This is a genomic window from Paenibacillus sp. FSL K6-0108 (assembly GCF_045040695.1).
Classification (GTDB): Bacteria; Bacillota; Bacilli; order Paenibacillales; family Paenibacillaceae; genus Paenibacillus; species Paenibacillus pabuli_B.
Genome location: NZ_CP150288.1, coordinates 5376616 through 5402649, shown reverse-complemented (window position 1 = coordinate 5402649; position 26034 = coordinate 5376616). Strand labels below are relative to the sequence as shown.

Below are 26034 nucleotides of genomic sequence, written 5' to 3'. Positions count from 1 at the left end.
ATGTCATCATCTGGAATTTCGTTGGAGAATAGCCGATTTACGGTGCGGAGACAATAGATGTCGAGGTGATAAAAAATGAGCCAAGAGAAGCCGATCGTCAAATGCAGTGTCTCGAACTGCAACTTTTGGGGAGAAAACAATTTCTGTCAGGCTGATGCCATTATGATTGACATTGACCAACATGCCACCCGTCGCTTACATGAGGAATTTGCCGGAGAGACCTTTGATTCAGATCATCAAGACTATGCACGTACATCTTCTGCGACATGCTGTCACACATTCAAACCGAAATGAGCAGTCATTCCCATTTATATGGAGGTGCTTTGAATTGAATAATGACCATAGAGATGATTACCCGTTCCATCGTCCAAAAACAACTCCTTTAGATGAAAAACAACGTAAGCGTGTAGATTATCCAAGACGAAGCCACAAGGAAGAGTATGGCGCAGAGGTAGCGCCACCAACAGGTTCTATTCGGACAGAACATACCGAAAGAACAGATCATACACCTGTGAAACATGAAGATAACGATGTTATGAATTCTACTGGCCGAATCTCCGGATATATGGGCTTGGCCTTTGGGATCGCCTCTTTATTTATGTGGTCGATTGTTCTTGGTCCAGCAGCAGCGGTACTTGGCTATTATGCCTATGTTAATGGCCGGAAAACGGCGGGTGCATGGTCCATTGGCCTTGGGGCAGTGGCAACACTCAGCTATTTCTTCATGATTCCATTCGCGCGTTAACAAGCAAAACATGATGTGACAAGCAAGACACGAGAGCATGACCGATTGGAATATGACTTGGTTATTATGCAGCCTTCTGCTTCACCCTATGTAAGGGTGACTGCAGAAGGTTTCTTCGCATTTGCGAATAATGTTGTATAATTGGGCTATTTTTTTGAAAACAATGGAACGTTCCTGTAAAATAATGTAGAATAAAGTCATAATCTACGTTTACATTATACGGGAGTGAATATAACTCATGCAGATTGATCCGCGCGCGTCGCGGCAGTTGCTGGAACTGCAATTGTCCAATAGTCTCAATGAAACAAATGCATCGGATGGAAATTCCGGTTCAACGGTTGATTTTGCCAGTATGATGGACGGGTTACTTGGGACGAATCCAACTTCTTCGAACAATAACGCAGGAGAAAACGAGAACTCTGCTGCGATCTCCAAACGATCCAGTGACGGTCTGTTGTGGCTGCAACTGGGCAGCATGTATAATCCGGATGCAAGTTCTGTTTCCTCCTCAAACAGTAATACGGTTTCTTTATCTTCTTTGTTAAATACTGGAGCAGTGGATTCTGGTGCATCTGTACCTACGGATTTTGAATCGTTGATTGCTTCCGCGAGCGCCAAATATGGAGTTCCTGAATCTTTAATCAAAGCAGTCATTGATACAGAATCGGGCTTTAATCCGAATGTGGTGTCTTCCGCAGGTGCCAAAGGACTTATGCAGTTGATGGATGGCACGGCAGCTGGGCTGGGGGTAAGCAATGCTTATGATCCCGCTCAAAATATAGATGGTGGAACCAAATATCTGTCTCTCCAGCTCCAGCGTTTTGGTGGCGAGGTGAAGATGGCACTTGCAGCATATAATGCTGGCCCGGGACGGGTTTCGAGTCTGGGTGTATCAAGTGATGCTGAACTGATGAGTGTACTTAACCGCCTCCCTTCAGAAACACAGGCTTATATATCCAAAGTGGAGAAAGCGCAGACGAAATATATAGTCTAAGTTCTATAGATCAGAGAAATGGCAACACTCAGAAGAGATCAACGCGGGAACAGCAGCCTTAAATGTGCTTGGTTCCCGTTTGGTCTTTTTGTGTTGAGCGGGGATCGTGATACAATGCTCACTGTAGATCCCACAACGAAGAGACAAGGAGGGGAACCTCATTTGAAATATTTTGATTATGCGGCAACGACGCCTCCTCATCCGGATGTCGTTCGTACAATGGCCGAGATTATGGATGCCCAATATGGGAATCCGTCTTCAATACATGGATATGGTGAGCGAGCCCATCAACTATTACGCCGAGCGCGATCTGGTTGTGCCGCCGCTATTGATGTGAAACCGGAAGAAATCGTATTTACCTCAGGCGCAACCGAGAGCAACAATCTTGCTATTAAAGGGGCGGCTTTACAGTATCAGTCTCGGGGCAAACATATTATTACAACGGCAACAGAACATGCTTCGGTATACGAGAGTTTTGTGCAGCTACAGCAGTGGGGATGGGAGGTCACCTGGCTTCCTGTGGATTCCGACGGTCTGGTTAGCGCTCAGCAGGTAATGGATGCCATAAGAGCAGATACGGTGCTTGTGAGCCTGATGCATGTGAACAATGAAACAGGAGCAATACATCCCGTTGCCGAAATCGGAGCCCGGCTGAAAAAAGAAGCGCCAAAGGTCCTTTTCCATGTGGATGGTGTGCAAGGTTTTGGGAAAATGGAGGCTAAACCTGCGGCATGGGGCGCGGATCTGTACAGCTTGTCTGCTCACAAAATTCGTGGTCCCAAAGGAACTGGACTTCTCTATGTAAGAAGTGGAGTAGAACTTACGCCTCTACTGTCAGGAGGTTCTCAAGAGCAGGGACGGAGAGCGGGAACTGAAAACGTACCTTTAATTGTTGGTATGGCGAAGGCGATGCGCATAGCGGCAGAACGTCAGGCGGAATTTGCACGGCGTACAACGATTTTGCGAGATCGTATTATGGAAGTCATAGAGACGATTCCCGGACTTGTATTAAATAGTCGTAAAGAGGGTGCGCCGCACATTGTTCATTTTTCCTATCCTGGAATGAAGGCAGAAGTGGCGCTGCATACCCTGGAACAATTTGGGGTCACCGTATCTACACAATCTGCCTGCTCCTCCAGGTCAGCTGAACCGAGCAGGGTATTGCTTGCCATGGGCAGGGATAATGCTTGTGCAAATGGTGGATTGCGTATTAGTCTTGGAGATGAACATACAGAAGAAGATGTAGATCTGCTGGAGCAGGCTTTACATCAGATGGTGGCGCAGCTGCGCCCGTTGGAAAGGCGGATGTGATTTTAGATGAAATATGATATGCTGCTTCTCCGTTTCGGAGAATTTATGTTAAAAGGAAAAAACCGTGCCCGGTTCGAAAAAACAATCATCACCCAGGTACGTTCCTTGCTCAAACCTTATCCAGGCGCAAGTCTGCGCAAAGAATTTGGACGATTATATGTCGATCTGGGTGGGGAATCTCATACAGAGCTGATTGCAGTGCTGAAACGAGTGTTCGGTGTGATGTCCATCAGTCCAGTTAAAGTGACCCCATCCGAATCAGCCCAAATCGTGGAGACAGCCATAGCTTTTATGGATGAGCGAGAGACTGAATTCAACGAAGGTACGACATTCAAAGTTAATGTGCGGCGTGTATGGAAAGAGTTCCCGCATTCCTCGCATGAAATGAACCATCTGGTGGGATCTCCGATTCTTCGGAAATTTCAGCAGTTAAGCGTAGACGTGCGTCAACCTGATATTGAACTGCGTGTGGAAATCAGGGATCAGGGCACTTACATCTTCAATGAGGTGATTCCGGCCGTAGGTGGGTTTCCTCTGGGTACAAATGGAAAAGCCTTGCTGTTATTATCGGGTGGCATAGACAGCCCAGTGGCTGCGTGGTCCTCGATGCGTAGAGGATTGGAAGTGGAATGCGTCCACTTTTACAGTTATCCGTTCACAAGCCAGCGTGCCAAAGAAAAGGTCATTGATTTGGCACGTGCTCTCGCAGACCATGCAGGGTCAATTAAGCTGCATCTGGTTCCTTTTACGGAGATTCAAACTGCGTTTACCCAACTGGGACAGGATAATTTGATTATTACACTAATGCGGCGCTCCATGTTACGTATTGCAACCAAGCTGGCCGAACGTGAACGTGCGCTTGCACTGATTACCGGAGATAGTCTGGGACAGGTAGCAAGCCAGACCCTACCAAGCATGAATGTCATTGGCCGTGCGACGGATCTGCCCTTGCTGCGACCTCTTGTCATGATGGATAAACAGGAAATTATAACGCTATCCAAACAGATCGGAACTTACGATATATCGATTCTGCCATATGAGGATTGTTGTACTCTTTTTGTGCCGAAATCCCCAACAACGAACCCGAATCTTCGCATTGTGGACAAGATTGAAGCGACCATGAGTAAACTACCGGAATGGGTGGAGCAGGCGGTGGAGAAGACAGAAACTATTACACTGCATGCAGGTGAAAACTTTATGATAACCAATCAACAGGATGAAGTTAATGAAATGAAAGAAGAGTGGTTCTGAAGAACCGTATTCTGGATTGAATAACATAATAAGGACTATGTTATCTTCATGAGGAAAAAGGACTGACCGATGTATTGTCGGTCAGTCCTTTATTACGATTGTTGATGGAAGTATCATTTATTAAAGGCTTAGGAGTAGGAGTGCTGTCTCTCTTCACCTGATTTATTGCCGCCTGCACGTTTGCGATATCCGGCAAACACGACACCAGCGGTAACAAGAGCGATAAACAGTATTCTCAGTGCAGGATGCTCCGTGAAGAAAGGCATGAGACGTTGTTCCTCTGTAATCATGTTAGAGGCCGTATAACCCAGCACAATGGCTCCGAGATAAATGATCCAAGGGAAGCGGTTAATTAATTTGATAAACAACGTACTGCCCCAAACGATTATAGGTACACTGATCAGCAGTCCGAGTATCACAAGTACCAAGTGCTGCTGTGCTGCACCAGCAACAGCGATCACGTTATCCAGTCCCATGGCAGCGTCTGCAATGATAATTGTGCGCACTGCTGCCCAGAGAGAACTGCCAGCCTTGATATCCGAATGATCTTCCCCTTGATCTGCCAATAGCTTGTACGCAATCCAGATCAGAAGTAATCCCCCAACAAGGAGCAGCCAAGGCACTTTGAGCAGCCAGAGCACAATCACGGTGGCTACAATGCGAATCAAAAGTGCGCCACCTGTTCCGTAAAGAATCGCCCTTTTCTGCACTGAAGGGTGCAAATTTCGAGCCGCGAGACCAATCACGATGGCATTGTCGCCAGCCAGAATTAGATCAATAAATACAACGTTCAACAACGCTAGCCAAAAAGCGGGGCTAAACAACTCCATACGATGTCACTCCTTCTATATATCCATACCTCAGAAAGCTTGTTCAACGTTTAAGAATAGCATGGACAACTTTGACATACAAGTTATAGTGGGGGGATGAGAAGCATGGATACTCTGTGGCTGTTGACCGAGATATTAATGATCAATCTGGTTCTGAGTGGAGATAATGCGGTTGTTATTGCACTCGCAAGCAAGGATCTACCGGCGAAACAGCGAAAGCAGGCGGTTTGGTGGGGGGCTTTCGGTGCTGTCGTTTTGCGTTGTTTGTTAACCTTTGCAGCCGTGCTGCTGTTAGGAATTCCTTTTATTCAGACTGCTGGTGGTCTGCTGTTGCTCTGGATTGCTGTAAAGCTGCTGTTACAGAATGAAGATGAAGTACATATTCGTAATGCGTCCACGACGTGGAAAGCGATCCAAACGATTTTGATTGCTGACTTTGTCATGAGTCTGGATAACGTTCTTGCGATTGCTGCCCTGGCGGATGGAGACCTCGCGCTTACTGTCATCGGGATTGCTATAAGTATTCCGATTGTGGTGTGGGGAAGCGGATTAATTGTCGGCTTGTTGAAACGATTTCCGATTCTGGTATTTGCCGGCTCAGGAATTCTGGCCTTCACCGCAGGTGAGATGGTGATGAATGATCCGAAGCTGGGGCAGTGGCTTAAGCTTGATGGCTTGGCAGCTGAGGCTCATACACTACTACCTGTAGCTATGGCTTGTCTTGTAATCGCGATTGGAGGAGCTCACAAGTTCGTTCGTCGAAACGTGTAAGTTGATTTTGAACTAAGGAAATGAAAATCCTTCTGAAAAACTGCTCTTTTTAGGGCGGTTTTTTGCTGCAAAGGACGACATAAAGTGTAGTTTTTTGCATAAACATCGGCTACACTAGAAGAAGACTGGAACAGTCAGTCATCATGGAATGCTTATAGTTTAGCTTACGCGTACATAGCCAAATGTTATAAGAGGTGATTGTAGATGAGGATGAGAAATGAAAAAGCAATCGGAATATTTATTGTAGTCGCTGGTTTAATTATTTTACTTGGCAAAATTGGTGTGTTTGGCTTTATTGGACGGCACTTCTGGCCCTTGCTTATCTTGTTGCCTGGTATTGCTCTTCATGCACTATATTATGCAAGGCTCACGCCATCATGGTCTCTCGTTCCAGCAGGTACGTTAACCGTCTATGGACTGCTGTTCGGAATTACCAATACATGGGGCAGCGGATTGATGAGCAACCTGTGGCCTGCTTTTTTGCTTGGAATTGCCGTTGGTTTGCTTGAATATGCACTAGCTGATCATCGAAGACCTGCAATGGTACTTCCGGTTGCATTGGGCGTGGGAATCCTTTCAATTATTTTGTTCGGATTTACATTGCTTCACACCGGTATTATCTATGTTCTGGCGGTAATTTTGATTGTAGGCGGGATATGGTTGCTGTTTGGCCGAAGACGTCAAGGGAGAGGCTGGTAACATTCCCATTGGTCTTTCAAGCAAAATATCTTGATTTTTACCTATGATCAACTATAATATAAGGGATATAGGATGCGTCGGGATATCACCGACGCTTATTTTGGGTGAGTAACCTGCGAATTTGCGGGAAGTTTAGTAGATAAGAATTGAAATTGGAAAGGATATGGATACAAACCATGCATTCAAGAGAACACATTCGCAATATTGCGATTATTGCCCACGTCGACCACGGGAAAACAACGCTCGTCGACAAGTTGCTCCAGCAATCCGGTACTTTCCGTGATCACGAAACGGTACAGGAGCGCGCAATGGACTCCAACGATTTGGAGCGTGAACGCGGTATTACGATTCTGGCCAAAAACACAGCTATTACCTATAAAGATTACCTGATTAACATTGTGGATACACCAGGACACGCCGACTTCGGTGGTGAAGTGGAACGTATCATGAAAATGGTTGACGGCGTATTGCTCGTTGTTGATGCTTATGAAGGCTGTATGCCACAAACGAAATTCGTACTTCGTAAAGCACTGGAGCACAACCTGACACCAATCGTTGTGGTAAACAAAATTGACCGTCCAGCGGCTCGTCCGACTGAGGTTATTGATGAAGTACTGGACCTGTTCATTGAACTGGGTGCCAACGATGAACAACTTGAATTCCCTGTTGTATATGCTTCCGCATTGAACGGAACATCCAGCATGGAAAGTGATCCTTCTAAACAGGATGACAACATGATGGCGATCTACGATACGATCGTTAGTCATATCCCTCACCCAACAGAGAATGTTGAAGAGCCACTTCAATTCCTCGTTACTTTGATGGACTACAATGAATACCTTGGCCGTATTGCCATTGGTCGTGTTAACCGCGGTGTGATCCGTCAAGGACAATCGGTAACGGTTATTATGCGTGATGGTAAGAGCAAAACTGCACGTATCGAGAAACTGTTCGGTTTCCAGGGGCTCAAACGTATTGAGACAGAAGAAGCAGGAGCAGGCGACATCGTTGCCATTGCAGGGATCAAGGACATCAACATTGGTGAAACCATTGCCGACCCTAACAATCCAGAAGCACTTCCAGTTTTGAAAATTGACGAGCCTACCCTGCAAATGACGTTCCTCGTGAACAACAGTCCATTCGCAGGTCGTGAAGGTAAATGGGTAACTTCCCGTAAACTTCGTGAGCGTTTGTTAAAAGAATTGGAAACAGACGTTTCCCTTCGTGTTGACGAAACGGAAAGCCCGGATGCATTTGTCGTTTCCGGACGTGGTGAGCTTCACTTGGGTATCCTGATTGAGAATATGCGTCGTGAAGGATATGAGCTTCAAGTATCCAAACCGGAAGTTATCGTTAAAGAAGTTGACGGTAAGAAAATGGAACCTCTTGAGCGCTTGTTGATTGATATCCCTGAAGAAAGCATGGGTTCCGTAATGGAGAGCCTGGGCGCACGTAAAGCAGAGATGGTTAACATGGTCAACACAGGTAGTGGTCAAGTTCGTCTGGAGTTCCTGATTCCAGCACGTGGTTTGATCGGATATAGCACAAACTTCCTGACATTGACTCGTGGTTACGGCGTAATGAACCATGCATTTGACAGCTACGCTCCAGTAGTATCCGGTCAAGTGGGTGGACGTCACCAAGGTGTACTGATCTCAACTGAAACAGGTACATCTACGTTCTATGGAATGATGGGCGTTGAGGATCGTGGTACTCTCTTCTTGGAGCCGGGTACTGAAATCTACGAAGGTATGATTGTTGGTGAACATACACGTGACAATGATATCGTTGTTAACATCTGCAAAGAAAAACAACTGACTAACGTTCGTTCTTCTGGTAAAGATGATACGGTTAAAATTAAAACTCCGATTATCTTCTCGTTGGAACAAGCCCTTGAATATCTGAATGATGATGAATATTGTGAGATTACACCAAAATCTATTCGTCTTCGTAAGAAGATCCTGAACAAATCCGAGCGTGAGCGTGCAGAAAAACAACGCAAAATGGCTCAAAATAACGCCTAACTACAACTAAAATAAATGATATAAGTTAATGTTTGAGGGTACACATATACACCATCGACGTCGATTACCACCGCTAAAGTAGTGGAGGATACGGAATCGATTCTGTAGGAGCGAAGCGTTCGCCTTTATCCCCGGATTTTAACATTGAGAAATCGATCAAAAAAATCTGGGGATAACAGCGACCGAAAGAACGATCCGAATCCGAAACGGTCACATTGCAGCATATTGTAATTAATGATGTTGGTGGTGTTCCATCAACAATTAACTTATATCTAGCATGAACACGAAAGGAGCTGGCTGTGCATGCAAGCATGGTTCGCATCAAACCCGATCGTAGCCTACATCGTCATCTTTGTATTGATTACTTACGTTTATAATAAGGTGTTTCGGGTACGTCAGAAATTGCCGCTTGGTAAGGAAATCGTTCTCTATATATTGATGGCGATGGGCACATTCATGCTTCTTGTTTTTCAAATCGACAAGCTGCCCATTATTCAATGTTTGCTGGTGGCAGTCGGTTTGATGCTGTTAGTGAGAGTGCGCTATTTTATCGAAGGTCGTCAAAAGAAAAAAGCGGAAGCTGCCGCTCGAAACTCATAAATTCTGTATAGTATAGACCATCCGTTTTCCTTAGGGAAAGCGGTTGTCTTATATATGGGCCAAAACAGATGTGATAAAGGTGTTGAAGATATGAACTCGAATTCGAATGGACTGCCTCCACGGAGACAGGCACCGACTCAATCCGGCGCTTCTGGATCAAAGAACGGCAAAGGTAAGAAACCAAAAAAGAAGAGACGGATGCGAACCTTTGGCAGACTGGTTTTAAGTTTATTGGTTATTGCAATTGTTGTAGGTGGCGGATATCTCTATTGGGTCTACAATCAGGTAGCTGATACGGGCATTGATAAACCGGTTCCTCCTGGAATGTCAGCCAAAACCAAACCCATTACGATGTTGCTGCTAGGTACAGATAATCGTCCCGAAACAGGTACGTATCTCTCGGATGTGGTTATGGTAGCTTCTCTGAATCCGGAGACCAAAACGGCAACCATTGTATCTTTACCACGGGACACACGTGTTCAGCTGGATGGATATAAGGCGAATAAATTGAATTCTTATTATCCTAAATTTAAAGCGCAAGAAAAAACCTCCGGCAAAAATGCAGAGGATCAAATGAAAGAAATGATGAGCAAATATCTGAATGTGGATATTAATTATACGACGGTACTGAATTTTCAAGCGTTCCGAGATGCGGTTAATGCCGTAGGTGGCGTGGATGTGACAGTGGATAAAAACATGTGTTACAAAGATACGGCCGATGGCACGGATATTAATCTGGTGGCTGGTGCACAGCATTTGGATGGCAAAGAAGCACTTGATTTTGTTCGTTACCGTAAATCGAACTGTAAGCCGAAGACAGATGAATCCAACGACTTTGACCGAAATAAACGTCAGAATCAAGTGTTGAATTCTATGTTGGATCAGTTGAAATCACTGGGAGGCGTCACGAAGATTGGTAAAGTGATTGGTGCTGTTGACAAGAACATGACAACAGACGTGGAATCGGAGCAAATGAAGAACTTCATTTCAACCTACTGGAATATTTCCAAATCGGATGTGCACTACACACCTGTAACCGGAGAGTGGAGAAGTCCATATGTATATATCAACGAAACGGAATTGGCTAATGCCAAACAGGCGTTGAAGGATACACTATCAGGTAAAGTAACAGCATCTCCGACAGCTGAATAACATTCATTCTTTTGGATTGGAAGCGAGTTTGATGGTATGCTATAATAACATCAACAACGAATCAAGAATTGCATAAAGAAGATTAGGGGGCTGGTTGGATGTCCGAAGCCGTCACACAATTGACTGAATCTCTTTTACAGCAATTCAAGAATGAAACTTTTGTGCTCTTAAGCACCGTGGACATTGAATCTGGAGGTCCGACATCCACAGCAATCTCCTGGATTTATGCGGAGAATGCTTCTACTCTTCGTGTGGCGATTGATCATCGTTCGCGTCTCGTGAACAATATGATTGAGAATCCGGTCATTACCGTCACCATTTTTGGAGAAGAGATGGTGTATGCGGTAAACGGACGTGCTTCCGTACGACAAAATCCGTTACAGGATGTTCCGTTCAACATGTGCTGTTTCGACATTTCCATTGAAGCGGTGAGAAACGCCCTTTTTTATGGAGCCCAACTGTCCTCTGTGCCTCAATTTGTCAAAATATATGATCAGCGTGCTGCTGAGAAATTAGATGAGCAGGTTTTTACTGCAATGAAAAAAGCCTAGTGAGAGATCACTGGGCTTTTTGTTGTCTTTTGTCCGAAGAATGCAGCTGCTGCATTTGTTGTTCACGTTGTACATGTTCATCCGGATTTTGACGAACTTTGACATCTTTGGGCAGTTGGGGAATGATTCGTCCCACCATGTCAGCGAGTTCCGAAGCAAAACCGGATATTGGATGACCTTGACGAATATGCTCGCCAATTTCCTTAATACGTTCAGTGACATCGGCATCTGCCGTAACAATGGAATCCACACCTTCCGGATCTTTGCGGAGGGCTTCGGCTACAGAGTATTTAATGGTACCTACTCGTGCGCGTTCCAGTTCACCGTCAACATCAATGCCAACTACGGCTGTATTGCCAAGAATGACGCAGTTGGCATCTTTGACACCTTCCACTTGCTTGGCAAGTGTTTTGAGGTGGGTGACCCTTTTTTCGTTTGGCATGCGAGCTGCCTTGGTGTTGTCCGTGACGTTTTTCTCATGAACCTCACCCGTATTTTCGGTCAGATGGTCCACAGCAGAAGGGTGTAACCGATCTTTCTGGGTATTGAGCATGTGAGATCCTTTCCGTTGATCTTGCTGAGTTGTAACATTTCCTCCGTAACCTTTGGCATGCTGACCTTGCTGCTGTGAGGCATTACGTGTAGAACTGTTGCAGCCTGTAAGTATAAAGATCAGAAGCAGTGTGCAAACCCAATATTTCATAAATGTTCATCCTTTCCTGGAGTTTTTCAGAATGGTTGACAATTATTTTGTCCTAGTCGAATACATTTATGTATGGGAGCATGATTGTCCATGCCGCTGCTGAAAGATCACACTTATCCATGCCTTTAACGACGCCGCTTTGGAGGGGATTGAATGAAAAAGATTTTTGTATTGGATACGAACGTGCTTCTGCATGACCCCAATGCCATATTTGCCTTTGAGGAACATGAGGTAATCATTCCCGCGGTTGTACTGGAGGAGATCGACTCCAAAAAAAGAAATGCCGATGAAATTGGTCGTAATGCCCGTAACGTATCCAGACTTCTTGATGGGTTGCGTGAACTGGGACATCTGCACAGTGGCGTCCCCTTGGCTAACGGAGGCAATCTGAAAGTGGAACTGAATCACCGCAGTTTTGTGAAAGTACAGGAAATGTTTGGAGAAGTGTCTAACGATAATCGGATTTTGGCCGTCGCCCTGAATTATCAGATTGAGGAAAATGAGAAAGAGGTTGTTGAGCGCCAGGTGGTTCTGGTCAGCAAGGATGTGCTTGTTCGTATCAAAGCGGATGTACTTGGTCTTTTCACACAGGATTACTTGTCAGATCGCACGGCAGGTCTTAGTGAATTATATCCAGGCTATACTGCCCTTAAGGTTCATCCTTCGGTCATTGATGAGTTTTACACATATCGCTTTTTACCGATCAAACCGTTACAGTTGTCTTATTCGCTTTACCCGAATGAATTTGTAATTCTCAAGGATGAGATGGGAACCAATAAATCGGCTTTGCTCAAAGTAAATACAGAGGGAACGAAGCTGGAACCCCTTTTCCTGAGTAATGATAATGTATGGGGCATCAGTGCACGTAACGCGCAACAGCGGATGGCCCTGGAACTACTTCTGAATGATGATATTCCACTTGTCACGATTACAGGAAAGGCTGGTACGGGAAAAACCTTGCTGGCGCTTGCGGCGGGTTTGCTTAAAGTAGAAGATGATCATAAGTATAAAAAATTATTGATCGCCCGTCCGGTCGTTCCGATGGGGAAAGATATCGGCTATCTTCCTGGTGAGAAAGAAGAAAAACTAAGACCATGGATGCAGCCGATTTATGATAACTTGGAATTTTTGTTTGATACCAAAAAAGCAGGCGACATTGATAAAATTTTGATGGGTCTTGGCAGTATTCAGGTTGAGGCACTCACCTACATTCGTGGGCGGTCCATACCAGGACAGTTTATCATTATCGATGAAGCGCAGAACCTGTCTCGACATGAAGTGAAGACTATTGTATCAAGGGTGGGCGAAGGCAGTAAAATTATTTTGATGGGTGACCCTGAGCAAATAGACCATCCTTATCTGGATTCGGCAAGTAACGGTTTGACGTATATTGTGGAGCGGTTCAAGCAGGAGGGAATCAGCGGGCATATCATGCTGGAAAAAGGAGAACGTTCCAAGCTGGCTCAGCTTGCAGCGGATTTATTGTAAGATAACGGGAGTTTATTTCCCGGAAAATGTTCTTCATGAACCGGCTCTAAGAGCCGGTTTTTTGCTGAAAAAATAAAAATCAGTTATTGCACAGAACTCGATATGCTCGAAGTATGCAAAATAGCGGAAAACTGTTTTTTGGCAGGATAGGACAAGAGTACTACTTATTTGTTACAATGAGTGGTGCAGGAAAAAATTAGGGAAGTCGGGAGGGGAAGTTAATGAAGCGTGGACACCAGGTTGTTTTGTTCGCAGTGCTGCTGCTTTCGTTGACGATTCTGTCTCCCAGCTTTGATTTTAGAGGTTCACAGATTAATCAGGAACGGGATCAGGAAAAGGATGCATTTCCCAACACGTCATCACGCAGCGAAGACCAACATGCCCCGCTAGAGATTGTAGTCTCGATGTCTGAGAAAGACTTTACATTGTTTAAAAGAATAGCCAATGAAGTGGCAACTTCTCAACATGTGGAGATCAGCCTTCGGAATTTGGAGCCGGATACATATAAGCAAGTGCTTGACAATAAATTTTCGGTAGGGGAAAGCGGAGATATCATACTTCTGGATAGTGAGGAAGTTCAATATCATGCCAAAAAAGGGCATCTGTATCCGTTAAACGGTACAACGCTGTCCAAGTCTTTGGGAGAAACTATGGTTGGCTTACGGGAAATGACAGAGTGGAATGGCTACCAATGGGGCATGCCGTTTGATTTTGATGCCTATGTACTCGCAGCTCGCTCTTCATTCCTGGACGAAGCTGGTTTGACCGATTTACCCGAAAATAAGGAACAATGGGTTAAACTTGTACAACAGGCCAAGCAAGACCGAACGGATCTATTGAGTATAAATTCAAATGACCTTCACGCGGTAAGTGCATGGCTGAATCAATTTGAGCCAGGCATGACCCCCGACAAAATTAAGAAAGCGCAAACCTCTGGGCAAACAGAGTCATATCAACAGGTCATACAGCTGCTGGATCAGATCCAATCATATCTTACAGTCAAATCAAAAAATCCGACGATCTCTTCTTCTGGTGAGCAAACGGAGGCTCCTATGGTAGTCACGTTGCTTTCTCGTTTGTTGAGTGTAAATCAAGGCGTGGCAAGCAAACAGGGTTCATCGGAGAAAATAGCTTTCAGTGCGTTGGAATCACTAAGATCTAGAAGTCTTGTTATCGCAGCTGGCTCACTTGAGGCGGAAGAGGCCAGCCGCTGGATTGAAGGGATGACTTCTTCTCCTGTACAAACGGAGTGGTACGAACAGGCTAACTATTTACCAGCAAAGCAACAGGAACTAGATCTTGAGTCACAGAAACTAATAACAAAATACGATGCGACAGATGTAAAATCCTGGTTTCCAACTGAATCATCCCAGTCTGTACTTTCGGGAAGCCTTATCCCAACTTCTGCCTTCCAAAAGAAGATCCAACAACTTCTTGTGGGAGAGATTACGGCTAATCAATACGTCAAAAGCATTATTGCCATGCAGAGCTCGTCAAAATGAAATAATGAGCTTTACTTCCAGTGTGCCTTCGCTTGTGGATACCTCAGTAGCTTTGACAAATGACAGAATTTTCTGTGGGTAAAATCCGAGATCGAACTCTCGTTCCAGCATCCGTCGCGTGGTATCAGGCAGTTCCAACTGATTAAACACAAGTTTATCAACATGAAATCGAATTGAATTTTGAGGTTCATTCTCGACCGTATAATGGCCTTCAATGCTTAATTGCAATTGATCACGCTGCCCTGAGGCGGTAATTCGATCTTTGTCGAACTGGAAGGCGAAGTCTTCAAAGATCGGATTCTGCGAACGCAGGAATGTATTCAGTTCATCTTGTCCAATTCGAATGGTATACGTTGTACCGGTTGTGGAGATGCCTCCGTTTTGTTCCTGAATAAATTGCGGCAGGTTCTGCATGGCTGCTGCCAATGCTTTGAAATATCGTTTGACCTCGTATATGCCGATATTCTCCCAATAAATGGTTAACTCATCCATCAATTTCTGCATGGCTGCAGCATCTCCGCTGGCAGCTACTTTTCCGTCTACTTCTTTCTGTAATGCAAGTACTCGTTCGCGTTGATTTTGAAGATTGTTTTTGAGCTCAGACAGTTCTGCAGAGGTCTGGTTAATCTGAGCAGACGTTTGCTGCATGGTGCGATATCGATCCTGATACTTGTCCAGTACAGCCTGATCCCTGCCAATAATAATCTGATAGTAATCGTATAGAATGAACAGGTCTTTAAAGGATCTTGCCCCCAGTACCGTCATCAAAAGACTATCACGCTCGCCGGTATAGTAGGATCTCACAACTGCACCCGCACGGTCTTGCTGAGTATGTATCTGTTTTTCCTGTTCCTGAAGCTGATTGGATAATGTCTGACGCTGTTCATCCAGCTGTTTTTGTCTGGCTGTAATACGTTCAATTTCATGATCGATTTCGACGATGGATAGACTTTGTTGCAGTATTTCGCGCGTTTCCTCAGATGAAGGCTCTCCGTAGGCATAAGTCCAAGGTAGCTGGATCAAAAATATAATACATACGATGAAGCCAGAAATGCCATATCGACGTTTCACCCATCATTCTCCTTTCCATACCTATATATGCGAATAGGCTTATCTCTTCCAGACAATATATGAAATAGATACGTGAAATATCCGTAGTGGTTACATAACACCAAGAATAGTCATTTAATCTGAAAACGACAAAAAAGCAATCCGACATGAGCCGGATCGCTTTGATGCTGCTGGCGGATTAAAGCGGCAAATCCATTTGGAATACGGTCCAGTAGCTGAACCCTGTGAATGTCACGATCATATAACCCCAGAAGAGCAATATGTACGTACGTTCCGTAAATTTCAGATATCCCAAAATGACAAAAAACGCAGTCTGCAGGAAAAAAAGCAAAGCCATTTCGACCAGGTCTCCTGCAAAAGCCATCAGGCCAATCGCTAGCGTGAAGAACCCGAGTACCCGAAACATGCGCGCCACGGTAAGTCCTCCTCTCCTATGTACGATCATAGATTGTCTACACAACATTATACCGGGAAAGGAAAAAGGTGTAAACAAAATTGGATATGAAAGCGAATTCTTTTTTTGGCTTAAAAGAGTTAAAGTATGGTTTGTTTTGCATATGTAACGTATGAGTACTCATAAATGTGGAAATACATTTTAGTATGAAATCAATTCTATGAACTCTATGAGAGGCATAAGAATGAATAAAGCAGCTTTTATACCTAATTCACATGCCGAGAAATCGGTTATGGGGACGGTTATTTTAGGATGGTGTTAGGAGGGTATTATAGCATGACTGCAGTGAGACAGGATGCTTGGAGTACAGAGGACGATTTGATTTTGGCTGAGGTTACTTTGCGTCATATTCGGGAAGGAAGTACACAACTGGCTGCTTTTGAAGAGGTTGGCGAAAAAATAGGCAGAACTTCTGCCGCTTGCGGTTTTCGCTGGAACAGCTGTGTTCGTAAGAAGTATGAGTCTGCTATTAGCAATGCTAAGGCTCAACGACAAAAACGGAGTTATCTCCGCAAACAACCGGCTTTGCTTGGACCACAGGTAGCAGCTTTGTCCACACTCGATACAGAAGAAAATCTGTACAAAGCGGATGGGATTTCGGAAGACTCTTTATCCATTGATGCAGTGATACGATTTTTGCGGCAATGGAAGGGAACTGTGCAGGAAAACGGCCGCCAGCTCAAAATGCTTGAGAAAGAGCTTCGTGAAAAAGAAGATGAACTTCATGAACTGCGTTGTGAAAATGATCGCCTTTCTAAGGAAGTAAATGAAGTACAGACCGATTATCGTGTGGTAAACGACGACTATAAAGCGCTGATTCAGATTATGGATCGTGCTCGCAGACTCGCATTTCTGACAGAAGAAGAAGAGGAACTCAAAACGAGATTCAAAATGGACGCCAACGGAAATCTGGAACGAATTGAATAGAAACAAAATGTGTTTAGTGTTCAGCATTAGATTAGGGGCCCATCACACCTCCGTTATATAACGGTAGGTATGATGGGTTTTTTGTTTGCTGTTTTTGTTCTATTATAGATAAAAGCAACTATTGGAGCAGAGGTAGGGATGCAGCATGATCATTGACGTTGTAGGATCAGGGTCACTGGGTCTTTTGTATGGAGGAAAGCTTCAGGACGCAGGCAACAAGGTTCGATTCTGGACCAGAACGGCTGAACAGGCGAATAATCTGAGCAAGGAAGGCTTTAAAGTCATCGAACGGGAGAAAACCATCCTGATTAAGCCTGAACATATCCAGGTCAAGCCAATTATGGAGTTAACCCGTGTATGGGAACACTCTCCTGGAGATTGGCTACTGTTCATGGTGAAACAGACCGCGATACATGATGTTATACGTGAAATGGGTTCATTGAAGACGCAAGTGCTCAACATCGCATGTTTCCAAAATGGGGTTGGACATTTGGATGATATACAAACCAGTATGCCGCATTCCAATATATACAGCGTCATAACCACAGAAGGGTCTAAGCGTCAGCCAGATGGGGTTATTCGTGCGGGTAAGGGAGAGACTTGGTTAGGCAAAAGTGCAGATATAGGGCTCTCATCTCTAATGCCAATGGATCAAAATAAACTCATTCGTTTACAGGGACTTTTGCAGCAGGCAGGATTTGGCTGTACAGTGTCGAATGAAATCGATAAGCTGATTTATAGGAAGTTGTTAATTAATGCTGTTATTAATCCTCTTACCGCGATATGGCGTATTCCTAACGGTGAGTTAACTACAAAGGAAGAGCGAATCGTGTTGATGCAACAGCTGTATAATGAGGCATTGGCAGTATATGAAGCAAGCGGAATTTTTCTTGATGTGGATGCATGGGAACAAATTCTTTCTGTCTGTCGTTCTACAGCCTCTAATACATCTTCCATGCTGTCGGATGTTCTGCATGGACAACAAACGGAGGTGCGATCTATTAACGGGCAAATCGTTAGCATGGCGTGTCGGTGTGGCCTGTCTGCACCAACGCATGAAGTATTGCTTCATCTGATTGAAGGTATGCAACCGGAAGGAGTGAGTTAATGGGATTTTTTATTGTGCTGAGCATACTGCCGTTCTTTCCGTTTTTTCTTGTTTATTGGATCATGTATGGATGGAAAAAAGATAAGCGTGTGGCGTTGCGCTCGGCAATGGATGTAACAACCTTATTCCTTATTTTCTCTGTATCGGCGTTATTCAACTTAACATTTGATTCGAATTTTGGATTTTATTTAACACTTATACTCATACTAATAGCCCTTGGATTCATCGGAGGGGCGCAAAATCGACTCAAAGGTAAGGTCGATGGGGGTAGAATGTTCCGGGCCGTTTGGCGCATGGCTTTTGTCATAATGAGTTTTGGGTATATTTTGTTTACTATATTTGGATTATTTAGATACTTTATGAAGCAGATGTGAGGATACATAACGCAAAAGAGCTAAAAAATGTGTCGATTTTGTCGAAAACTGAAAAAAACATTACTTTCTGAAAAAGTAATGTAGATTTTTTTGACCGGTGGTTGTATAATCTATAAACATATACCACATCAATTTAGGGGGAAAGTGTTAGATGAAAAGGAAAAGTCTATTAGTCCTTTTGACGCTGATTCTGGCGTTCGGTACCGTACTTGCAGCGTGCGGATCGAAAAACGAAGGCACAGGTAACACCGATACTGGTTCTGCAGGCGAGAGCAATGGTCTCGCAAAAGATCAAGTGCTGAAAATTAACCTGACAGCTGAACCTCCTACGTTGGACCCGGCTCAAGCAAAAGACAGCCAAACCAACACTGTTCTGAAATTCTTGTATGAAGGTCTTGTTCGTATCGACGCTGATGGCAAAGAAGCTCCAGGCGTTGCTAAAGACTGGACAATCTCCGAAGATGGTTTGAAATATGTTTTCAACCTGAACCCGGACGCTAAATGGAGCAACGGTGATGCAATCACTGCCGAAGATTTTGTACGTTCTTGGGAACGCGCTTTGAAACCGGAAACAGCTTCTCCATACGCTTACCAATTGTACTATATCAAAGGTGCTGAGGGTTACAACCTGAGCAAAGACGAAACATATAAAGGTACTAAAATTACAGACTTCTCTCAAGTAGGTGTTAAAGCTACTGATGAGCATACGCTGGAAGTAACGTTGGAAAACCCAACACCTTACTTCTTGGGTCTGACAGCATTCTACACGTACTACCCAGTACACAAGTCTGCTGACACGAATGACAAATTCTTCACAGATTACAAAAACATGATCGTTAACGGACCATTCACAATGGATCAATACGCTAAAGGTCAAAAAATCGTTGTGAAGAAAAACGAAGGCTATCATGCAGCTTCTGACATCAAATTGTCTGAAATCAACATGTCCCTGACAAGCAGCAGTGCTTCCGAACTGCAAGCTTACAAGTCCGGACAATTGGACTACACAGGCGCACCTAACGGTGAAATTCCTTCCGACCAAATTCCTTCTGTAAAAGCGGAATTGCCGGACGAGTTTAAAGCTACTGGTATTGCAAGTACGTACTACTACCAGTTCAACGTTAATGAAGCTCCATTTAACAACGTTAAAATCCGTAAGGCTTTTGCAATGTCAATCGAGCGTCAATTGATTGTTGACAAAGTAACACAAGGTGGACAAATTCCAGCTTTCGGCTTTGTACCTCCAGGTATCCGCGGTGAAAACGGCGAATTCCGTGATGAGCATAAAGATGACTACTTCACTGAAAACGTAGAAGAAGCTAAGAAATTGCTTGCTGAAGGTATGAAAGAAGAAGGCTACACAACATTGCCAGCTGTAACTTTGATCTACAACACTAGTGACGGTCACGCGAAAATCGCGCTTGCTGTTGCTGACATGTGGAAGAAAAACCTTGGTGTTGACGTGAAAACGGAAAACCAAGAGTGGGGCGTATTCCTTGAGAACCGTCAAAATCAAAACTTCCAAGTGGCTCGTGCGGGCTGGTCTGCGGACTACAACGATCCGTACAACTTCTTGGAAATGTGGACAACAGGTAACACAAACAATGATGCTAAATTCAGCAACGAACAGTTTGACAAAGATGTTAAAGAAACTGTGAAATCTGCTGATCCAGCTACACGTATGGCTGCTTTTGCTGATGCAGAGAAAATCCTGATTCAAGATGAAATGGCAGTAATGCCGATCTATTACTACACTAATGTATCTTTGACTAAGCCTTACCTGAAAGGCGTACAACTTGATTTCAGTGGAGCAATTGACTTCACTCGTGCATATCTGGAAGAGAAATAAGTTGTTCTGAAGTCTATATGATTACTTCGGGATATATATGTGGAATTCCATATATATCCCGATTTTTTTGTATGTGCACCGATTTTCCTTATAATTCTTGAAATTTCCGATAAATGGATTGGACATTATTCATGTCTAATTCTACAATCGATTTGTATACAAAATATTGTTTGTGGAGGTGTGCAAGGGTTGGTTAAGTACGTGCTGAAAAAACTGCTATTTATGCTGCTATCGCTTTTCATACTCGCATCAGCAACCTTCTTCCTGATGAAGGCCATTCCGGGTGACCCTTTTACATCCGAGAAAAAGGTATCACCTGAAATTCGGGCACTTTTAGAAGTGAAGTATGGTTTGGACAAACCGATGTATGAACAATACCTGAAGTATATGGGTGGAATCATCAAAGGTGATTTTGGGGTTTCTATGAAATACCTGAATCAAGATGTATCTGGTATGATCACTCAAACGTTTACAGCATCTCTGAAGCTAGGGATCTTTGCGATTATTATCTCAATTGTTGTGGGTGTCTTGTTGGGGCTTCTTGCCGCAGTTTACCATCGGAAGTTGATTGATGATATCACGATGATTCTCGCTGTTATAGGGATTGCCGTTCCAAGCTTTTTGCTCGCATCTCTGATACAGTATATTTTTGCGTCAAAACTCGGCTGGTTTAACGTTATGGGCTTCGACGGCCCACTCGACTATGTGCTTCCGGTTGCAGCCTTGTCTGCATCACCAATTGCCTTTATCGCACGTTTGACGCGTTCGAGCATGTTGGAAGTACTGCATGCAGATTACATCAAGACTGCTAAAGCCAAAGGTTTGAAATGGCCTGCTATCATGTTTAGACACGTTTTACGGAACGGTATTCTGCCAGTCGTTACTTATGTTGGTCCGATGACAGCAAATATTATCACAGGTTCCGTTGTTATTGAGCAAATCTTTAACATTGGTGGAATTGGTAAAGTATTTGTAGAAAGTATTACGAATCGTGATTATACGATGATTATGGGGATCACAATCTTCTATGGAATTCTCTTGATGCTTGCACGTTTCCTGACGGATATTGCTTACGTGCTGATCGATCCTAGAATTAAGCTAGAAAGCCGGAAGGGGGCATAACGTTGTCTGGCACGAATAACAACAATAATGAAACGGTGAACACAGGCCTGGATAGTCAGGCAGCGTTGAAATCGCAAGAGAGTGTATCGCTATTCAAAGACGCTATGTATAGACTTGCAACGAACAAGGCCGCTATGATTAGTTTGGCTGTTCTAGTCCTTGTTGTCATTTTCTCTATGATTGGTCCAACTTCTTTGTTCACAAGCTATAATTATTATTCCAATGATTTGTTGAATGCCAATGCTGCACCGAGTGCTGAACATTGGTTCGGAACAGATGAACTGGGTCGTGATGTATGGGTAAGAACCTGGGTAGGGGCACGTGTGTCTCTTACTGTAGGTTTGGCTGCTGCTTTGATTGACCTTGTCATCGGGGTAATTTATGGAGCGATTATGGGCTTCTACGGTGGACGTGTTGACGGCATCATGAACAAGTTCTCCGAGATCCTGTACTCCCTGCCTTACATGCTCGTTGTTATCCTTTTGCTGGTTGTATTGGAGCCAAGTCTGACAACGATTATCATTGCACTTACCATCACAGGCTGGATCAGTATGTCATGGATTGTGCGTGGTGAGATTATGCAGCTCAAAAACAGAGACTTTATCCTTGCTGCTCGTTCCATGGGCGCAAGCACTGGACGTCAACTCTTCCGTCATTTGCTGCCAAATGCTGTCGGACCCATTCTCGTTACATTGACGTTGTCCATCCCAAATGCCATCTTCGCAGAAGCATTTTTGAGCTTCCTCGGATTGGGTGTATCTGCACCTAAATCTTCTCTTGGATCTATGATCAATGATGCACTTACTGGCTGGACACTGTATCCTTGGCGGATGTGGTTCCCAGCAGGTTTGATGGTTATGACAATGCTCGCATTTAACTTGCTTGGTGACGGCTTGCGCGACGCGCTTGATCCGAAATTACGTAAATAGAAACAGGAGGTGGGATTATGGAGCCGATTTTAACAGTCAAAGACCTGAGTGTGTCATTTACGACGCGTTCTGGTGAGTTTGATGCCGTTAAAAATGTGAGTTTTGAACTTGGCAAAGGAGAGACGCTGGGGATCGTAGGTGAATCCGGTAGTGGTAAGAGTGTTACTGCCCAAACCATCATGAAATTGATTCCCTCCCCGCCTTCGAAGGTCAAAAGCGGAGAAATTACTTTTCACGGGAAGGACCTGCTGAATAAGACAGATAAACAGATGGAAGCCATCCGTGGTAAAGATATCGGCATGATCTTCCAGGATCCAATGACTTCTTTGAATCCTACCATCAAAGTGGGTAAGCAAATTACCGAGGTACTTCGCAAGCATCAGAACATGTCCAAAAAAGAAGCTGAAAAAAGAGCTTTGGAAATGCTTGAGCTTGTTGGCATCAAAAATGCGGAAGTTCGCATGAATCATTACCCGCACCAATTTTCCGGTGGTATGCGCCAGCGTGCTATGATTGCGATTGCCCTAGCATGCCGTCCTTCTCTTCTGATTGCGGATGAACCAACAACTGCACTCGACGTAACGATTCAGGCACAAATCCTGGATGTTATGAAAGATATGCAGCAAAAACTTGGAACTTCCATCATGCTTATTACGCATGACCTTGGAGTAGTAGCTGGAATGTGTGATCGTGTTGTTGTTATGAAGGAAGGCGAAGTTGTTGAAACAGGAACAACTGCTGAAATCTTCAGTAATCCCCAACATCCATACACAATTAAATTGCTGAATGCTCTTCCTCGTCTGGACGAGCCCAAAAAAGAAAAGCCTACTCCAGTTGGTATTATCAAAGGTGCCAACAAGCCGCTGGTTCAAGTGAAGAACCTGAAACAATACTTCAATTTGGGCAAAGGAAACATTCTCAAAGCGGTTAATGATGTCAGCTTTGATATTTTTGAAGGCGAAACGCTTGGAGTTGTAGGGGAGTCTGGTTGTGGTAAATCCACAACAGGCCGTACAATTCTGCGCCTTTATGAGCCAACAGGCGGAAATGTTAACTTTAATGGAACAGATATCTACAAGCTGTCGCCACGCAAAATGAAAGAAATGCGTAAAGACATGCAGATGATTTTCCAGGATCCTTATGCGTCTTTGAATCCACGTTTCAACGTTATGGATATCATCGGTGAATCTCTTGATATTCATGGTCTGGCATCAAGTAAGGCTGAGCGTAAGAGACGCGTTGAAGAACTGCTTGATCTTGTCGGTCTGAATCCCAGCCATGCACTCCGTTATCCACATGAATTCTCAGGTGGTCAAAGACAACGGATCGGGATTGCCCGTGCATTGGCTGTAGATCCTAAATTCATTATCTGTGATGAGCCATTGTCTGCATTGGACGTGTCCATTCAGGCTCAGGTCGTTAATTTGCTTGAAGAACTTCAGCAGCGCCTCGGCTTGACATACCTGTTTATTGCGCATGACTTGTCCATGGTTAAACATATCAGTGACCGTGTAGCTGTAATGTATATGGGTAAAGTGGTGGAGTTGGCAGAAAGTGAAGAACTGTACGCGAATCCGATTCACCCATACACCAAAACATTGCTGTCTGCGATCCCTGTACCTGATCCGGAGGTAGAAGCAAGCAAGCGTCGCATTCTGCTGCCAGAAGAACAGGCACTTAAAAATGGATCTGGTGGACCTGCAAATGATCCATACAACCTGCAGAACGCTCAATTGATTGAGGTATCCAAAGGTCACTGGGTTGCAGAACCTTACGTATAAAAAGTACAAATTTCATTTGGACTTATCCATGAATATCAAACCGCCGCCGTTGTTCGGCGGTTTTTTATTTTTTGATGCACTTTCTTTTGACGAAGAGGGCACTCATTCGGTACAATCAAGAAAGGCTCTTTGAAGCAGAATAGGAGGCAGACCTCATGAAAGGTATTACCGAGGCACTCCGCAGCGGAACGCGACTTGCAGAAGACTATGTCTGTTCAAGGGATGCTGCGCGTGGCCTTTACGAGTATGACATTCGCTGGGAATCGGGGCTTCATACGCGTGCCGAGTGGCTGGACCAATCGGAGAACACACGTATTCCTCGTCAACGTCTGGCAGAGTATCTACGCATATATAATAAACGTGTGAACGATCATGGCGCAGTTCATGAATCCATCACACGTCTCGCGGAACAAGATGCGTTGGTTGTTACGGGAGGGCAGCAAAGCGGCCTGCTTACAGGTCCGTTGTTTGTTATTTACAAAGCAGCAAGTGTTGTTGCAGCTGCGCGAGAAGCGGAGAACAGGCTACAGCGGCCTGTCGTTCCCGTTTTTTGGATTGCAGGAGAAGACCATGACTGGGATGAAGTTAACCACACATACTTGCCTGACGCCAGCGGTGACATGACGAAGATCAAGTTACAAGGACGGTTTGCAGGCAGGGATTCCGTGAGTAATGTCCATGTGGAAACGGAACAATGGATGTCCGTGTTGGAGCAGGTGGAGCATCTGTTACCAGATACGGTTCACAAACCAGGTTTAATGAAGCTGGTTATGGAGATCCATCAGTCGAGTTCGAACCTGAGTGATGCGTTTGCACGGTTAATCTCAGCGTTGTTTGGCAAAAGTGGACTTATTCTGCTGGATGCTGCAGATCCAGATTTGCGCAGGCTTGAACAGCCTATATTTGAACGCCTAATTCGTGAAAATGGGACACTACGCCAAGCATATGTACAAGGTGCTTCCGCATTGGAACAAGCCGGATATGCCATGCCTGCTGAAGTCGCGGAAGATGGGGCCAATCTGTTTTACATACATGAAGGGGCGCGGCTGCTTCTGATGTTGAAAGACGGCTTGTACAGCGATCGTAAAGGTCTGGTTTCATTTACAGAAGAGAGATTGCTTCAGGAATTAGCTGAACATCCCGAGCGGTTTAGCAACAATGTATTGACCCGGCCATTAATGCAAGATTCTATATTACCTGTAGCTGCTGTTATCTTGGGTCAAGGCGAGATTGCGTATTGGGGATTAACGCGTGAAGCGTTTAACCGGTTCGGGCTGCAGATGCCGATCTTGCTTCCACGTCTTTCCTTTACCATAATGGAGGATGTTCATCACAAACATATGAAGCAGTATGGCCTTTCTTTCCAGGATGTTCAGTATCATATGGAAGAGAAGAAGGAACAATGGCTGGCACAGCAGGAGACTTTCCAGGTTGATGAACAGTTTGAGCGAGTTCAGCAAGCGTTTGCCGATTTATATCGTCCATTGCTTGAACAGATCACAGAGATCCATCCTGGCCTGGACCGAATTGGAAATACCAATCTGGGCAAGATCAGTGAACAGATGCAGTATCTACAACAACAGACCCACAAAGCCATCAAAGATAAACACAATGTGAGCCTAAGGCACTGGAACGGGATGCAAAACTCACTCTTTCCCATGAACAAACCGCAGGAACGAGTACATAATGCACTCTTTTACCTGAATCGTTATGGAACCGAGTGGATTGGGCAACTGATTGAAAGTCAGAGCGAATTCCGTGGACAACACCAAGTGATTACATTGTAGTGACCTCTTAT

General features: G+C 44.5%; 25 protein-coding genes. 21 read left to right on the top strand and 4 right to left on the bottom strand.

Annotated features, from left to right (window positions below):
* Positions 1 to 75 precede the first annotated feature (75 nt).
* The 5 genes from MHB49_RS24615 to thiI all read left to right on the top strand — a co-directional run bounded on the left by MHB49_RS24615 (position 76) and on the right by thiI (position 4301).
* On the top strand, positions 76 to 294 hold the full coding sequence (locus MHB49_RS24615; protein ID WP_090901574.1) for a DUF1540 domain-containing protein: 219 nt from the start codon (positions 76 to 78) through the stop codon (positions 292 to 294).
* A gap of 34 nt (positions 295 to 328) precedes the next feature.
* Positions 329 to 745 carry a hypothetical protein gene (locus tag MHB49_RS24610; RefSeq protein ID WP_405153335.1) on the top strand — a complete coding sequence of 139 codons (417 nt, stop codon included), beginning with the start codon at positions 329 to 331 and terminating at the stop codon, positions 743 to 745.
* A 238-nt stretch (positions 746 to 983) separates the two neighbouring features.
* Positions 984 to 1739 (top strand): lytic transglycosylase domain-containing protein, encoded by a 756-nt coding sequence (locus tag MHB49_RS24605; protein WP_405153334.1) that lies wholly within the window; start codon positions 984 to 986, stop codon positions 1737 to 1739.
* Between the two features lie 162 nt (positions 1740 to 1901).
* On the top strand, positions 1902 to 3050 hold the full coding sequence (locus MHB49_RS24600; RefSeq protein WP_405153333.1) for a cysteine desulfurase family protein: 1149 nt from the start codon (positions 1902 to 1904) through the stop codon (positions 3048 to 3050).
* Between the two features lie 6 nt (positions 3051 to 3056).
* Positions 3057 to 4301: a tRNA uracil 4-sulfurtransferase ThiI gene (gene thiI / locus MHB49_RS24595; protein WP_405153332.1), complete on the top strand. Its 1245-nt coding sequence runs from the start codon at positions 3057 to 3059 to the stop codon at positions 4299 to 4301.
* A 128-nt stretch (positions 4302 to 4429) separates the two neighbouring features.
* Here thiI and MHB49_RS24590 read toward each other — a convergent pair whose 3' ends face one another.
* Positions 4430 to 5131 (bottom strand): TerC family protein, encoded by a 702-nt coding sequence (locus tag MHB49_RS24590; RefSeq protein ID WP_405153331.1) that lies wholly within the window; start codon positions 5129 to 5131, stop codon positions 4430 to 4432.
* 105 nt (positions 5132 to 5236) lie between these two features.
* Between MHB49_RS24590 and MHB49_RS24585 the strand changes: the two genes are divergently transcribed.
* The 6 genes from MHB49_RS24585 to MHB49_RS24560 all read left to right on the top strand — a co-directional run bounded on the left by MHB49_RS24585 (position 5237) and on the right by MHB49_RS24560 (position 10928).
* The gene (locus MHB49_RS24585) at positions 5237 to 5902 is read left to right on the top strand and encodes a TerC family protein (RefSeq protein WP_405153330.1); all 666 of its coding nucleotides are present in this window, start codon (positions 5237 to 5239) and stop codon (positions 5900 to 5902) included.
* Between the two features lie 204 nt (positions 5903 to 6106).
* A complete protein-coding gene (locus MHB49_RS24580) occupies positions 6107 to 6601 on the top strand; it encodes a hypothetical protein (protein ID WP_405153329.1) in 495 nt (164 codons plus the stop codon).
* A 176-nt stretch (positions 6602 to 6777) separates the two neighbouring features.
* Positions 6778 to 8625: a translational GTPase TypA gene (typA, locus tag MHB49_RS24575; RefSeq protein WP_405153328.1), complete on the top strand. Its 1848-nt coding sequence runs from the start codon at positions 6778 to 6780 to the stop codon at positions 8623 to 8625.
* Positions 8626 to 8928: 303 nt separating this feature from the next.
* The gene (locus MHB49_RS24570; protein WP_053781242.1) at positions 8929 to 9225 is read left to right on the top strand and encodes a YlaH-like family protein; all 297 of its coding nucleotides are present in this window, start codon (positions 8929 to 8931) and stop codon (positions 9223 to 9225) included.
* 90 nt (positions 9226 to 9315) lie between these two features.
* Positions 9316 to 10377, top strand: coding sequence for an LCP family protein (locus MHB49_RS24565; RefSeq protein ID WP_405153327.1), 1062 nt, complete (start codon positions 9316 to 9318; stop codon positions 10375 to 10377).
* 98 nt (positions 10378 to 10475) lie between these two features.
* Positions 10476 to 10928, top strand: a complete 453-nt coding sequence (locus tag MHB49_RS24560) for a pyridoxamine 5'-phosphate oxidase family protein (RefSeq protein WP_090901548.1) — start codon at positions 10476 to 10478, stop codon at positions 10926 to 10928.
* Between the two features lie 7 nt (positions 10929 to 10935).
* Here the strand turns inward: MHB49_RS24560 and MHB49_RS24555 are convergent, their stop codons facing one another.
* Entirely contained in the window at positions 10936 to 11631 is a 696-nt protein-coding gene (locus MHB49_RS24555; protein WP_405153326.1) for a YhcN/YlaJ family sporulation lipoprotein, read from the bottom strand.
* 153 nt (positions 11632 to 11784) lie between these two features.
* On the opposite strand from MHB49_RS24555, the gene MHB49_RS24550 reads away from it, so the two are divergent.
* A complete protein-coding gene (locus MHB49_RS24550) occupies positions 11785 to 13119 on the top strand; it encodes a PhoH family protein (RefSeq protein ID WP_024628438.1) in 1335 nt (444 codons plus the stop codon).
* 221 nt (positions 13120 to 13340) lie between these two features.
* Positions 13341 to 14621, top strand: a complete 1281-nt coding sequence (locus tag MHB49_RS24545) for an extracellular solute-binding protein (protein WP_405153325.1) — start codon at positions 13341 to 13343, stop codon at positions 14619 to 14621.
* Here MHB49_RS24545 and MHB49_RS24540 read toward each other — a convergent pair.
* On the bottom strand, positions 14613 to 15692 hold the full coding sequence (locus MHB49_RS24540) for a coiled-coil domain-containing protein (RefSeq protein ID WP_405153324.1): 1080 nt from the start codon (positions 15690 to 15692) through the stop codon (positions 14613 to 14615). The two genes, MHB49_RS24545 and MHB49_RS24540, sit on opposite strands and share 9 nt — an antisense overlap.
* 178 nt (positions 15693 to 15870) lie before the next feature.
* Positions 15871 to 16107 (bottom strand): DUF2626 domain-containing protein, encoded by a 237-nt coding sequence (locus tag MHB49_RS24535; RefSeq protein ID WP_053781237.1) that lies wholly within the window; start codon positions 16105 to 16107, stop codon positions 15871 to 15873.
* A 315-nt stretch (positions 16108 to 16422) separates the two neighbouring features.
* Here MHB49_RS24535 and MHB49_RS24530 point away from each other — a divergent pair, with 315 nt between their 5' ends.
* From MHB49_RS24530 to bshC, 8 genes are all read left to right on the top strand, one after another.
* On the top strand, positions 16423 to 17073 hold the full coding sequence (locus tag MHB49_RS24530; RefSeq protein ID WP_063567002.1) for an RsfA family transcriptional regulator: 651 nt from the start codon (positions 16423 to 16425) through the stop codon (positions 17071 to 17073).
* A 145-nt stretch (positions 17074 to 17218) separates the two neighbouring features.
* The gene (locus MHB49_RS24525; protein ID WP_405153323.1) at positions 17219 to 18181 is read left to right on the top strand and encodes a ketopantoate reductase family protein; all 963 of its coding nucleotides are present in this window, start codon (positions 17219 to 17221) and stop codon (positions 18179 to 18181) included.
* Positions 18181 to 18555 (top strand): DUF3397 domain-containing protein, encoded by a 375-nt coding sequence (locus MHB49_RS24520; protein WP_405153322.1) that lies wholly within the window; start codon positions 18181 to 18183, stop codon positions 18553 to 18555. Before MHB49_RS24525 ends, MHB49_RS24520 begins: the two co-directional genes overlap by 1 nt.
* A gap of 151 nt (positions 18556 to 18706) precedes the next feature.
* Positions 18707 to 20404 (top strand): peptide ABC transporter substrate-binding protein, encoded by a 1698-nt coding sequence (locus MHB49_RS24515; RefSeq protein ID WP_247898530.1) that lies wholly within the window; start codon positions 18707 to 18709, stop codon positions 20402 to 20404.
* 189 nt (positions 20405 to 20593) lie between these two features.
* Positions 20594 to 21526 (top strand): ABC transporter permease, encoded by a 933-nt coding sequence (locus tag MHB49_RS24510; protein WP_247898529.1) that lies wholly within the window; start codon positions 20594 to 20596, stop codon positions 21524 to 21526.
* A gap of 35 nt (positions 21527 to 21561) precedes the next feature.
* Complete coding sequence (locus MHB49_RS24505) at positions 21562 to 22455, top strand: ABC transporter permease (RefSeq protein WP_376038011.1); 894 nt, start codon at positions 21562 to 21564, stop codon at positions 22453 to 22455.
* A gap of 17 nt (positions 22456 to 22472) precedes the next feature.
* Positions 22473 to 24236 carry a dipeptide ABC transporter ATP-binding protein gene (locus MHB49_RS24500; RefSeq protein WP_405153321.1) on the top strand — a complete coding sequence of 588 codons (1764 nt, stop codon included), beginning with the start codon at positions 22473 to 22475 and terminating at the stop codon, positions 24234 to 24236.
* Between the two features lie 155 nt (positions 24237 to 24391).
* Complete coding sequence (bshC, locus tag MHB49_RS24495) at positions 24392 to 26023, top strand: bacillithiol biosynthesis cysteine-adding enzyme BshC (RefSeq protein WP_405153320.1); 1632 nt, start codon at positions 24392 to 24394, stop codon at positions 26021 to 26023.
* Positions 26024 to 26034: the final 11 nt, after the last annotated feature.